This is a genomic window from Clostridium brassicae (genome assembly GCF_026738875.1).
In the GTDB taxonomy this organism is placed as follows: Bacteria; Bacillota; Clostridia; order Clostridiales; family Clostridiaceae; genus Clostridium_H; species Clostridium_H brassicae.
Genome location: NZ_JAPQFJ010000002.1, coordinates 357,177 through 369,981, shown reverse-complemented (window position 1 = coordinate 369,981; position 12,805 = coordinate 357,177). Strand labels below are relative to the sequence as shown.

The following is a 12,805-nucleotide window of genomic DNA, read 5'->3' as shown; positions in this document are numbered from 1 at the left end:
AGACTAGCTGGTATAACAACACTTGAGCAAGCAAATGAATTTTTAAACTCCTACATAAAAAAATTCAATGCTAAATTTGCCTTACCAGTAGATAGTATCAAATCTGTATTTGAAAAGCAACCTAGTTCAGATAAAATTAACCTTACGTTAGCTATATTAGATTCTCGCAAGATTGATAGCGGTAGCTGTATTAAATTTAAAACAAAATACTATATTCCAACAAACAAAGATGGCATAGCTGTACACTATCATAAAGGCACCTCCGGTATGGTTATTGAATCTTTTGATAAGCAACTATATTTTTGTATAAATAATCAAGTATATGCTCTGGAATTAATCCCAGACCACTTACCAACTTCAAAGAACTTTGACTTTGTAAAAATACCAAAAGAGCCAAAGAAAAAGTATATTCCTCCTATGACACACCCTTGGAGACAATCTTCTTTTGAGAAACATTGTAAAATGCAGGCTCATCGCCTTAAAACCGATGTTGCGTAGCAATAAAAAAGCACCAGATTTTTCTGGTGCTAATAATTAAACTATTTTAGGACATTTTCAAAAACAGTTGACATAAATTTTAAACTTATTGCTTTTTTAACACCCTTATGTTTTTATCATAGGTTCATTTTTGTTAACACTAAAATAAAATATATAAAACTACAGATATTTTTTTCGAATCCACATTCCAATGCAGTCTTCATAACTTAAACCTTTTATTTGATAAAAACATATTTTATTATAATTTAGTAAAACCATAAAAAAAGCTGAAATGCATTTAAGTTTACCTTAAATCATACATTTCAACTCTTTAAATTTATACTTAGCAAATTATAAATAACTTTTTAGATCATAAGTCTAATGCTAGGGACTAAAATATAATCCTCAAAAACCTTAATGTTACTTTAAGTTATTGTCACTAAAACTGTTCTTCCTTATTTTAATAATCCCAACACCACTTGTAATTTTTATATTGTTCTTATTACTTTTTAGCATACCTTTATTATAGTTCTGGTTTCATAATTAGCATAATTGAAATTCCATATTAAGTTTCCATAATTAAATGAATTACTTTGCATATTTGCATTCCAATTTTTATATGTATTTTAACTTACCATAGCACTTGGAATTGTCTTTGCAAACACTGATGTTTATACCAATGTTGCAATAGCTAAAGTAGCACTTAATGTTTTTACATGCTTTTTCATAACTCTACACTTTTCCTAACTCATATGTTTTAATACTGTTTGCCTAAACTTATATAATTAACTAAATTATCATAAAGCCTGTGCCCTACCTCAGATATATTTGATAGCTTTAACAAGCCTATTTCATAATAATAATGAAGGGCTCTTATAATGATACCTGTAAGTTTTGATGTTTCATTTACAGTTTTAAACTGATTTTTCATCCCAAAAATCCTCTACTTGCTTCATAATTTCACTTGCAGGTGTTAATGTAGCTTCTTCAATTGATTTTCCTGTCTTTTTCAAATAATACTTAATCATATAATAACCACATGCATAACCCGCACAATAAGGAAGTCCTACAGGAAAATATCCTTGCAGCTGTGCAAGTTCATCACCCCAAAGATATGCTGTGATACTCTCAAGTCCTGTTACATCTAAGGCATCTCTAATGATTGGCTTGATATAATCATTTAAAGTATCCATCTCAGTTTTGCTTACCCAAGGTCCAATCATATCCTCACCAAACATTGATGTAGCAAAATTTTCAGCAAGCCCTTCACAGATCATCATTTCTGCTAATGTAATATCATTCTTCCACTTTTCAAATTGAAAACGTACATTATGATTGCATTCATGAGCCAAAGCAGCAGGGATCTTGCTAATACTATATTCATTTGGTGCCAGTCCTACAAAAATATATCCAGGAATACCACCATCTCCAAGATAACCATCACTCATTGATATATATGGACTTTTTGGATTTGCAAGTATAATAGAAAACTTATACTCTTTTACTGGTAATTCATATCCTAATTTTGTAAAACGTTCTAAAGAGCTTTTAATGGTTTTTTCACAGGTTTTCCATAAATTATCCTTTGAAATTAAATTTATAACTTCCTTTTTTGTTTCATCTACCTCTGATGGTGGCAAATTTCCAAGCATACTACTTGCCATAATTACATCATAGCCACCTTTCTGTGGGGACTTAAGAGGCACATTAATGCAAGACCATTTAAATTCAAAAGGCTTCATTAATTCATAACGATAAATATCATCTCTCTTTTCCTTTGGTGAATTCATCATTTTTTTGTAAATTTCATCTGAACGTATTAGTGTAATGTTCACCCAATCACCTCCTTTGCAATATTAATATACACTATTACGTAACGTACGAGTCAATATATTTTAAGAATATCAATCTATTCTACAAAATTAAATATACTAATTAGTTCTTTATTATTTATTATTAAATAATAAATGAGACTACCGTTACAGTAGCCTCATTTATTACTTCTTATATTTTCATTTTAATTTGTATTTTATTTTTTCTATAATTATATCATCCGAAACACTAAACATATTATCTATAAGCTCAGTTCTAAAACTTCCTGTCCCCTTAACATGTTGAGAAATTTCACCACATATCCCCATAAGAGCTACTGCAAGTACAGTACCCTCTAGTATATTGTCACAAGAAATATAGCTTGCTATAAGTGCAGTAAGCATACAACCTGTTCCCGTTATCATTGAAAGCATTTCACAACCATTCATTATCAAATATGTATAGGTGCTATTTGTTATTACATCTATCTCTCCTGTTGCTACAATAACAGATCCTGTTTGTAGTGACAATTTCCTTAGCAATTCTATATTTTCATCAGAATTTTCCTTTGTTATAATGTCACATGCTCCAACATCAATTCCTCTTGCATCACTTTTCATACCACAAAACGCTTTTATTTCAGACATATTACCTTTAATAACACTTGGATGACACTCTGAAATGAATTTATTTGCGTAGTCTAGACGAAGTTTACTACACCCTACACCTACAAGGTCAATTACTTGTGGAATTTTGTTTTGAAATGCTGTCTTACCTGAAATTAACATAGATTTCATTCTGTTATCTGTTATATTCCCAAGATTAATCCCAAGTGAATTAGAAACAGCAGTAATTTGAGAAACTTCTAAAGGATGTTCTGCCATAATAGGTTTTCCACCAACAGCCAATACCATATTTGCACAATCATTTATTGAAATAGGATTTGTAATACAGTGGATAAGAGGCTTTTTTAATTTAATACTCTGTCTTATTCGCAATAGGTTGTTTATTATTAGTTCTTGGTTTATCATAAACTTTTGCCCCCAAACTTCTCTGGATTTTTGCAAGCATACCACTCTTACTTAATGCTCCTAGAAAAACAAATGCAATTGTTCCTCCAATAAGTGTTCCCATAATAAATGAAGGAACATAAAAGATCCATGTAAGCCCTGTTCTACCCCAAACAAATGTCATAACGGGATATGAAAGTATGGCTCCTATAATACCCGTTCCTATAACCTCACCTATAACAGCACAAATCAACTTCCCTTTAGATGCTCTGTATAGAACTCCAGATAAAACTGCCCCAAAAACTGCTCCAGTCAAAGCTAATGGCGGAATTCCCATAAAAGACATTCTTATTACACCAATTAATGTAGCACAAAGTAGTGAATACCAAGGTCCCAGAATTACAGAACATACAATGTTAATAAAATGAGCCATAGGACACATTCCTTCAATACGAAGAATTGGTGAAATTACAACTCCCATTGCCACCATCATTGCTAACATAAGTTTTTTTAATAGTTTTGAGTTTTTTTCCAAAATAAAATACCTCCTTAACAATATTTATTTTCCTAATATGTCATATAGGAAATAAATTCCATTAGCAAGGTAGAATTTAGCATAACTAAATAGCGTTTTCCTATATGATATAGACCATGTTGGTCGGTCGAAGCTGAAAAGCTTCCTCTCATCTTGAAACACAAGCTCCCTCGCTATTTAGTTTTATTTTTTCTATAAAAGCTCCGAGCGCTCCCTCTTCGCTTATTAAATATTATTCCTTGAAACATAAAAAATGGAATACACCAAATAAGGCATATCCCATTTATACTCATAAAATATATAATCAAATAGTATAATTTAAATATTTCCTTACGTCGGCATTACCCGAATCAAGTTATGGGTCGAAGCATACGCTTCCTCTCAGCCTGCATTGCAAGCTCCCCTTTTTTAATTATATCACACAACTTTCTTGGATTCAATATAGCCTGCAATCAAGTCTTAGTTGGCAATTATCTTTCTTAATGTAGTAATTTATTACTCTAACAACTTCATTAAAAGTACATAAAAGATTATCTCTTTTTTGTACACTGAAAGCTTTTCTCTTTTATCTCAACAATATCAATATTTTGCAATCCACTTTTTAATACGAGCTTACGTAAAAAAGAATTATACATAAAGGGACATTTTAGTAGTTTTAAGAAAATTTTTATACGAATATTAAGAGTTTTTAACCTATATTTTTTGTTAGCATTTTTACTATGAGCATTTAACACTTTACTTAAAACCTGAGCACTGCTAATGGCCAAACTAATTCCCTCCAGTGAACTGGGGCTGATAAATCCCGCAGCTTCGCCAATCAAAAAAGCATTATCTTTTCCGCAGCAAAAATCATAAAATGTTGACGGTCGTAATACCATGCAAGCCTCGGTTTTCATAGGCTCTACAAACTGAAATCCAATTTTCTCTAACTTTCTTTTCTGATTTTCAAATCGTTTCCTAGAACTACCCATAGGAAATGCACCACCAAAAATAAACTGATTGTCCTTTGAAATGGACCAAGAACAGCAGTCTGTATTTTCCGGGTCGAAAATACAAGAATAAAAGCTATTTTCGTGAGTTTCAGGAAACCATTGTTGAATTGACATGTAAGTTCGTATTCTTTTTTTAGGATAAAATGTACGACGTATCAGAGAATTTGCACCATCTGCCCCCACCAGGTATCTGCTGATAATAACCTGTTTTATACCATTTTCATAAAAAGTTACTCGGTAACCTTCCGATATTTTTTCAACGACAGAACAACGAGAATTGCTGTGAACCTCCACATGGTTCGGAATAAGTGATTTCAACCATAAATCAAATTTATGGCGATCAATATTAATATAAAACCGTTGATAATGGCGAAGGAGATCATTTTTCAAGTCTATGGTTTTAACAGCAAAAATCTGAGGGTCAACCATAACATCCTTTGGAAGAGTCATGCCTAACTTTGCCAATGCTTTCTGTGCGTCGGAAGAAAGCAATCCTCCACAGGGTTTCTGAAATCCGTTTTCACTAGAGTTTTTTCTGTCAATAGCAATGGTTTTATATTCTTTAGAAAGCAGTTGTGCTAATATTGCACCAGAAGGTCCTAACCCTATAATTGCAATATCGTATGACATAATCATTGTTTTTTTCATCCTTATTCCCCACTATCTATATCTTTATCTTCCCTATACTCTAAAATATCTCCCGGTTGGCATTGAAGTATTCTGCACAAAGCATCAAGAGTTGTAAAACGAAAAGCTTTCACCCTGTGATTTTTAAAGTTTGATACATTTGCCATTGTCATTCCTAATTGTTCTGATAACTCTGTTAAAGATATTTTACGTTTTGCCATCATAACATCCAAGTTAACTATAATCATATTTGCCCCTCCTTTTTAGAATGTCAAATCATTTTCTTCTTTAATTTCAGCAGCTCTTTTAAATATGATAGACATAATCAAAAACAAGAATCCGGCTGTTACGGCAACAAAAATCATAATTATTATAGGTACTATAGTCATTGCATATAGATAAAAATCAAGTACTACATATAAAAATAGGTTACTTAGAATGAAAAAAACAGCTTCTGTAAATGCACAGATAGCAAGAACTTGAAATTCTTTTGATATAATTGGTGAAAACGAATTTTCACTTGTAAGTAACTTACAGATTTTTTTTAACTTAAATAAGGCTATCAAGTAAGGAACTGCACACACATAAATACATGCTGTTAATATCCACTCCATATTTAAAACTGATAACTTCATCTTTGAACTTTTTAAAAGTGCTGTCAATGAAAGTGGAGTACCTATAAGTGCAAGAATTGTTAAAATAATTCCTGCAATCACTAATCCATTTAATATTTTTGAAATTGTTCTCTCTTTCATAAAAATTACCTCACCTTAAATTAGTTTTTGTTCATTGTTTGCAACCTTATTATATATCAATATTTCAATAATTACAATAATTATTTATCGTTATTCTTTATATTTTTATCGTTTTTATTTCTCATTCTTTTACTTAGATATTTATAGCCTTTTGATGTTTAATAACTAAAAAGCCCACAGACAGAGCCTGTGAGCTATAAAATCAAAAATTTATTTTAGAGGAGAGTTCGCGCCAATTCAATAATCTTCTTAGAATTCATTTATATCACTTTTTTATGCCTAAATCAGATATACTTTACATCTCTTCTTCAATTATCTGCCCATTTTTCTATATGGCAAGTTAATTTTAAAAATTAAGAAATAACAACTTTAGTTCTAAGTCCTTTGGGTATATTTTGAATATCTATTATTTTTTCAATATTTTTATACTTCCTGATGAGGTTTTAAGCATAACTTTATTATTTTTCGTCCCTATTTGCCCATTTATATCTTTTTTATCAGTTATTTTTATAGGAAAATCAGATTTAAAGTTTCCACTGGAGGTTTTGGCTTCAATCAAAAATTCAGCAGTGTCAGGAAGCTCTAATGTAACACTCCCCGAAGAAGTTTCTATATTTACGTTATGATCTTCAAAATTCTTGTAGTCTACCAACACTTTCCCTGAATTACTTTTTAAATTGAAGTCTCCAATGCTGTTTTTTAAGTTGATACTTCCCGAAGAAGTCTCTATTTCAGCCTTTTTAGCAGTATACTCATCAATGTTAATTGTCGATGATTTGCCTACCATTTTAAAGTTTTCTGTGTCTATACTTTTTATGTTAATGCCCCCTGAAGAGGAAGTTATAGAGATTTCTTTTGCATTTACTTTTTCCGCTTCTAACTTACCGGAAGAAGTATCAAGTGCAAAGTTTGCTAAATTAAAAGAATCCATCTTTACAGCACCTGACAACATTTTAATTAAAAGATTTTTTGTATATGCCTTAGGGATATATACATCCAAAACAACGTCTTCATATAGTGGCAAGTTTTCATATTTGCGCTGTACTGTTAAAAAAAGAGTTTTATTGTCTGTTTTAGATATAAGCTTTATTTCCTGCATTGCTTTACCATGGAAATCGGCCTTTACCTCATTGCTTGTTTCGTTTCTTATAAAATGAACATCTACACTTGTCATATCCACCTGTATTGAATTAATCTCATTCATAGAAACGCTTTCTTCTTCATTGATTTCTCTCATCATATTTAACCTTCCCAAACCTAAAGCACTCATAATTACTATCACTCCAATCACTATTATGATTATTTTCTTGTTAGATCTTATTTTCATTTTTCAGTCTCCTGTATGAAATTTTTTCTATTTTATGAAACTTTGAACCGTAGATGCCTGATTCCAAATCAATCAGATCATACTCTACTAAATCTTCCGCCTTTACGTTTTCAAGCTTTGTAGGTTTTGCATTCATTTCTTGTGTCATCAATTTTGCTACCTTCTCCTTGTTCATTTTGTGATATGATTTGTAAATGATTAATGTTTTTAATATTCTTTTCTAAATCCCCTTGCAACATGAATGAATATCTATTTGTTCATTCATATTGCGACAAAAAAAACTGCATGTTCATATAAATACTGATCATAATTTATTCCTTTTGTAGTAAAGATTTTACCCACTCACGTTTATCCTATAGTGCACACCCACCTTTTGTTTTAGTCAACTCTGCATGGTTCTTACGAATTTTACTTAATAATTTGGACTGCAAGGCCTTTTTTAACGATAAATCTTTTAAATTTGTATCAGAATAATGTGCAAAAGAACATGGTTCTAAGTCACCTTCAGCACTGACATGAATGAACCCCCTTCCTACGGAAAGACAACCTCCAAATGCCACTTCATCACCTGGAAACTTACAAACAAACCTGAGATTTTTTTCCTGAAAGAATCTAGAATAACAGCAAGCTCCGTTCTTTGTTCTTCTGTAATTATAATATTCTCGGTTGCTTCCTTAACTGGAACATACTCCACAAAGAAAAATAACTGGCAACCTGATTCCATAAGATCCTTTATAAAAGATTCACTTGTTAATGTCTCGAAATTTGTTCTTGTAGCAGTAAATGAGAGATTGTAAAAGATGCCCCAATTTTTGAATCAATATTTTCAAATTCATTCACGTACAGCTAAAAAAACACCTGACTGTAATCCTTCTATTTTCGGAAATCAGTCAGACCTTTCATTATAAACTCCACTAAGTAGTCTATAATCTGTGGGAAATGATGAATACCGATTTCTTCCTTGTGAATCTCAATATAAGGTACTGAATTAAAAAGACTAAGTATAAACTCATCATCCAGATCGTCCCTAATTTTCTTTTCAGTCTTCCATTTTCTGATTAACTCTGCTATACTACTATTCGTCAATTCATAAATACTCTCTATTCCTCCCTCTTCATAAAATTCCTTCTCCAATTTACTAAAGAGATCTCTGTTATACCATTCCTTCAGTATAGGATTGGAATGCATACCATTTAGGTTGATAGCAATAGCTTCTTTAACCACTTTTATTGGATCATTATCCATGTCAACAGATTCCATGATACTCTTTTTTAATTTCTCATTTTCTTTTAAATAAATCTCAATGAAAAGCTTCTCTTTGGAGGAATAGTAGTTATAAAATGTCCCTACTGCTATTCCAGCCATTTTTGCAATATTAGAAACATTCGTATCTTTAAATCCTTTAGAACTAAATAATTTCTTCCCACAATTAAAAATATCAGCTTTTTTATCTTCCATTTTATTAACCTCCAGAATATGAATGAATTTTTTTGTATTCATTCACATTCTAGCTCAGAAATAACGTGTTGTCAATCTAATTATTTACATTTCATATGAACTATAAAATAGTATGTTACACGAACTGTAAGTGGATAATATTCTTAAACAATTAGGACATACAATAAAAAACATGACAGACGACCAAACTGACTCAGTATGCCCTTGCTGATCGTATTGGTATTACATCAAAATACATAATGGAGGTAGAAAATAAAGGGATCAGTCTACTGTGTCTACTTATTTTTTTGAACAAAGTTTTTTCTATTTTGCAAGTTCCGAAAATAACCCCTCTACAAATGGATAAATTTTTTTGAATTTCTGATATTTTGTTTCATATTTTGATGCCAGCTCTAGTTCTGGTTCCACGGTGTCAATTACTTTTACAATCTTTAATGCTGCATCTTTTACAGAAGGATATTCTCCATTGGCTACAGCTGCCAGCATAGCGCCTCCTAATGCCGGACCTTCTTCGGATTCAATAACATCCACCTCGTATAATATGGTTGTAACATTTGATAGAAAACATCTTTATTTTCTAACGAACATTACTAATCTAATTTTTAATATTATTCTTTATTTTATTAAGAATCCTATCGGATATTTAACCATTTCATTTTCTAGTTTTCTATCTTAATACCTAAAAGGAAACTTAACTTTAATTGTGGATCATTGTATAATATCTCCTGAATAGAGGTTAGATGGACTCCCCCAGGGCATCTCGGTAGAGATCATACCCGTAAATAAGCGTATCATTCCATCAGTGAGATTTCTATGGTTTAGCTGGTTGGGTTTCCCGTAGGGTGTTACCACTGGAATTACCCGTGTCACAAACGAGGATGTAGACTCATTGATAGAAATGGATGCTCTATTCTATCTCAAACTAATTAAAGTAAAGGAGATATTAATTATGTCTAAATTTTTTTATAATCCAACAGTAGGTATTGATGTTTCAGCAGACTTTTCTATGATTGCTATTCTTTCACCTAACGGTGATACTTATAGAAAGGCATTTAAGATTAAACATGACGTGGACGGTTTTAACCACTTACTTAAACAAATAAAGAAAGTGGAGAAAGAGTTTAACATGAAAACTGGCATTTTCATGGAGTCCACTGGCGTGTACCATTTATCTCTTTTCCACTTTCTTAAAACCAACAACTTAGAGGCTTATATTATTAATCCTCTAGTTACTAATTCTAACAAAAATAAAAACATAAGAAAAGTGAAAAATGATAAAAAAGATGCCTTATCTATTGCTAAAATAGGTAAATTTGAAAACATAAAAGCTTATAGTTATTTTGATGTCCCTATATTTACCTTAAAATCTTTATGCCGTGATTACTACAAACTTATTGATACAAGATCAACATTCAAGAAGAAATTATCTGCTGATTTACGTGTTGTTTTTCCAGGATACAACACTGTATTTTCTAATATAACTGGAGTAACTTCAATTGCTATTCTTAAGTGTTATCAAACTCCACAAGCTATTCTTGATGCCCCTAAAGAAGATATTATAAAGATTCTTAAAGAGTCATCTAAAAAGAATATGATCTGGTGCAATAATACTTATAATAAATTAATTAAAGTTGCTTCTAATGCTAAATTCATTGCTATATCATCTATTGGATTGTCAATAAAAATAACTATTAATATTGAAACTATCGAAAATTTCAATAAGCAAATAGATCTAATATTAAAAGAAATAGAAAATCTTTTGCATAGCAATAATATTTCTTCAAAGTTTAAACAAAATATCCTGTTATTAATGTCGATACCTGGAATTGGTTTTATTTCTGCTGTAACTATCCTAACTGAAATCGGAGATTTTCAAGGTTTTTTAAAACCTAAGCAGTTAGTTGCATATTTTGGCATTGATCCTTCTGTTAATGAATCTGGTAAGTTTAAAAGTGATAAAAATCAAATCTCTAAAAGAGGTACTCGTTTTGGACGTAGAGCTTTATATGCAATAGCTTTAGCTTCTATACGAACTAAACGTATACTGGCGAAGCCAACAACAAAATCTTACTAGACTACTATAAAAACAACCTAAACGGTAAAAAGAAAAAGGTAGCTTTAGTAGCCATAATGCATAAGCTTGTAAAATATATTTTTGCTGTTCTACGAAACCAAAAAGAATACGAGCAACGCTTACCAAAACTTCATCATAAAATGTATCTTGAGAATTCCAATAATTCTGCAGCCTAATCGGCAGCAAAATTGTCACCAATTTTGTATTGTTCGTATTTTGAAGAATACTTTTTTGTCATGCACTTTTTTAAAAATTACTTCCCCAAAAATTTTTATTGACTTTTACTAGCTGGTCTTATTCTATAACAAATGTATTAATTGTATGTGCTTTTACAATTGTTGAAAATACATCGTTTTTATAATTGCATGTAAATTCCCTATCTCTATTTTGACTGTTTAATAAAACAACTACCATTTGTCCATTCGGATTTTCAAATGCAGTAGCATTTGAAGTCCAACATCCTGTTGTCTTTACAATCTTAGCCCCAGGTTTCACAAAATGAGAAAAATGCTTCATTAGATAGAACTCAGGTTGTAAAGTTAATTCTCCTGTTTTTTCATTAATAGTAGCTAAAGAATTCTGTGTCCATCCCCAAGTAGAAATTCCACCTTCTAAAAGTACCATGTTCCAATAAGCATATCGTTCCGCGCCATGACGAAAATAATACCACATAAGAGTAAATATATATTCTGCCTGTTCCCATTCATTTAATCCATCTCCACATTCACTCTCAGTTTGCATAATACGCATTTCAGGAAAACTTGCTTCAATCTGTTCCAACTGATGCTTACCCCCCCACTGAACTCCTACACCGGTTATATATTTTTTTGCTTCTTTATCTGAAAGTACAGTATTTGCCCACTGATCATAAAATTGATGATAGGGGTCTCCTAATCCTGGCCAACGATAATCTGTAAAAGGTCCATTAATTGTTCCAAGCCAAAGTTCCGTATCCAGTCCACTTTTCTTCAATTCCGGGCCCAGATATCCTTTAATAAAATCACGCATATCTTCACCATACCAAAGGCAAGATGGGAATTTTTGATCTGCCATTGGCTCATTCTGTACATGCACCATAGAAACTTGAATGTCTTGCTCTTTATATGCCTGTATAAACTTTACAAAATATCTTGCATAAGCATCTAATACTTTTTCATCCATTATAATTCTTCCGAAATTGTATGCTTTTTTCGTTTTCATCCATGTTGGCGGACTCCATGGAGATGCAAACAAGGTTAATTCTGGGCAGTATTTCTGGGCCTCCTTAATAAATGGGATGGTGTATTTTTTGTCACGTTCAATATTAAAATCTTTTAACTCATAGTCTTCATATGTTTCATCACAGCTGTACCATTCCAAACTGAAATCATTAGCTCCAATCGGAACACGCCCCATGTTAAAATTACAGCCTTCTTTACTATACAATTCTTTGATAAAATTCTCCCTTACTTCTGCTTCTACTTTCTTTAGAGCATCCCATCCTAACTCATTAAAACATCCTCCAAACCCCAATACTTCCTGCCCTTTTTCTGCAGTAAGATTCAATGTGTCTTCATATATTTCTGATAAATGAATTTTTTGTTCTTTCCAATATTCCTTTTCTCTACTTTCCACGTGGATAATCGTTTTCATATCAAACCACTCTCCTCTCTTGTTTTAAATTAAATTATAGCAACTTGTTTTTATATCAAACAGAATCTATACAAACGAAAAAATAGGTCGATTTTAACTTTCCATC

12 protein-coding genes, 2 pseudogenes and 1 riboswitch are annotated in these 12,805 nt (G+C 31.5%); of the genes and pseudogenes, 2 read left to right on the top strand and 12 right to left on the bottom strand.

The window, feature by feature from the left end; genetic code table 11:
• Window positions 1-498: pseudogene (locus OW729_RS03435) on the top strand (ISNCY family transposase); the annotation flags it as partial.
• A 736-nt stretch (window positions 499-1,234) separates the two neighbouring features.
• On the opposite strand, the gene OW729_RS03430 reads toward OW729_RS03435, so the two are convergent.
• The 11 genes from OW729_RS03430 to OW729_RS03380 form a co-directional block, all read right to left on the bottom strand.
• The gene (locus OW729_RS03430) at window positions 1,235-1,408 is read right to left on the bottom strand and encodes a MerR family transcriptional regulator (protein WP_407647629.1); all 174 of its coding nucleotides are present in this window, start codon (window positions 1,406-1,408) and stop codon (window positions 1,235-1,237) included.
• On the bottom strand, window positions 1,392-2,312 hold the full coding sequence (locus OW729_RS03425) for a DUF2268 domain-containing protein (protein ID WP_268060018.1): 921 nt from the start codon (window positions 2,310-2,312) through the stop codon (window positions 1,392-1,394). Before OW729_RS03425 ends, OW729_RS03430 begins: the two co-directional genes overlap by 17 nt.
• Window positions 2,313-2,489: 177 nt before the next feature.
• Complete coding sequence (gene thiM, locus OW729_RS03420) at window positions 2,490-3,287, bottom strand: hydroxyethylthiazole kinase (protein WP_268060038.1); 798 nt, start codon at window positions 3,285-3,287, stop codon at window positions 2,490-2,492.
• On the bottom strand, window positions 3,265-3,834 hold the full coding sequence (thiW, locus tag OW729_RS03415) for an energy coupling factor transporter S component ThiW (protein ID WP_268060017.1): 570 nt from the start codon (window positions 3,832-3,834) through the stop codon (window positions 3,265-3,267). The genes thiM and thiW overlap by 23 nt, the downstream gene beginning before the upstream one ends.
• A 308-nt stretch (window positions 3,835-4,142) precedes the next feature.
• Window positions 4,143-4,249, bottom strand: a riboswitch (TPP riboswitch).
• A 115-nt stretch (window positions 4,250-4,364) separates the two neighbouring features.
• Entirely contained in the window at window positions 4,365-5,462 is a 1,098-nt protein-coding gene (locus OW729_RS03410) for an FAD-binding protein (RefSeq protein ID WP_268060037.1), read from the bottom strand.
• 14 nt (window positions 5,463-5,476) lie between these two features.
• Window positions 5,477-5,701 (bottom strand): helix-turn-helix domain-containing protein, encoded by a 225-nt coding sequence (locus tag OW729_RS03405; RefSeq protein WP_268060016.1) that lies wholly within the window; start codon window positions 5,699-5,701, stop codon window positions 5,477-5,479.
• 15 nt (window positions 5,702-5,716) lie between these two features.
• On the bottom strand, window positions 5,717-6,208 hold the full coding sequence (locus OW729_RS03400) for a DUF2975 domain-containing protein (protein WP_268060015.1): 492 nt from the start codon (window positions 6,206-6,208) through the stop codon (window positions 5,717-5,719).
• Between the two features lie 406 nt (window positions 6,209-6,614).
• Window positions 6,615-7,535, bottom strand: coding sequence for a DUF4097 family beta strand repeat-containing protein (locus OW729_RS03395; RefSeq protein WP_268060014.1), 921 nt, complete (start codon window positions 7,533-7,535; stop codon window positions 6,615-6,617).
• On the bottom strand, window positions 7,519-7,686 hold the full coding sequence (locus OW729_RS03390) for an NADPH-dependent FMN reductase family protein (RefSeq protein ID WP_268060013.1): 168 nt from the start codon (window positions 7,684-7,686) through the stop codon (window positions 7,519-7,521). Before OW729_RS03390 ends, OW729_RS03395 begins: the two co-directional genes overlap by 17 nt.
• A 722-nt stretch (window positions 7,687-8,408) precedes the next feature.
• Entirely contained in the window at window positions 8,409-8,993 is a 585-nt protein-coding gene (locus OW729_RS03385; protein WP_268060011.1) for a TetR/AcrR family transcriptional regulator, read from the bottom strand.
• 303 nt (window positions 8,994-9,296) lie between these two features.
• A complete protein-coding gene (locus OW729_RS03380) occupies window positions 9,297-9,479 on the bottom strand; it encodes a hypothetical protein (RefSeq protein ID WP_407647628.1) in 183 nt (60 codons plus the stop codon).
• Window positions 9,480-9,942: 463 nt separating this feature from the next.
• Here OW729_RS03380 and OW729_RS03375 point away from each other — a divergent pair.
• Window positions 9,943-11,243 (top strand): annotated as a pseudogene (locus OW729_RS03375) (IS110 family RNA-guided transposase).
• Between the two features lie 118 nt (window positions 11,244-11,361).
• Here OW729_RS03375 and OW729_RS03370 read toward each other — a convergent pair.
• Entirely contained in the window at window positions 11,362-12,699 is a 1,338-nt protein-coding gene (locus tag OW729_RS03370; protein WP_268060009.1) for a glycoside hydrolase family 30 protein, read from the bottom strand.
• Window positions 12,700-12,805 lie beyond the last annotated feature (106 nt).

Coding starts and splice junctions, on each gene's coding strand:
- OW729_RS03410 (WP_268060037.1), bottom strand. CDS start 5,462: ATGATTATGTCATACGATATTGCAATTATAGGGTTAGGACCTTCTGGT.
- OW729_RS03400 (WP_268060015.1), bottom strand. CDS start 6,208: ATGAAAGAGAGAACAATTTCAAAAATATTAAATGGATTAGTGATTGCA.
- OW729_RS03430 (WP_407647629.1), bottom strand. CDS start 1,408: ATGAAAAATCAGTTTAAAACTGTAAATGAAACATCAAAACTTACAGGT.
- OW729_RS03405 (WP_268060016.1), bottom strand. CDS start 5,701: ATGATTATAGTTAACTTGGATGTTATGATGGCAAAACGTAAAATATCT.
- OW729_RS03380 (WP_407647628.1), bottom strand. CDS start 9,479: ATGCTGGCAGCTGTAGCCAATGGAGAATATCCTTCTGTAAAAGATGCA.
- OW729_RS03385 (WP_268060011.1), bottom strand. CDS start 8,993: ATGGAAGATAAAAAAGCTGATATTTTTAATTGTGGGAAGAAATTATTT.
- OW729_RS03370 (WP_268060009.1), bottom strand. CDS start 12,699: ATGAAAACGATTATCCACGTGGAAAGTAGAGAAAAGGAATATTGGAAA.
- OW729_RS03395 (WP_268060014.1), bottom strand. CDS start 7,535: ATGAAAATAAGATCTAACAAGAAAATAATCATAATAGTGATTGGAGTG.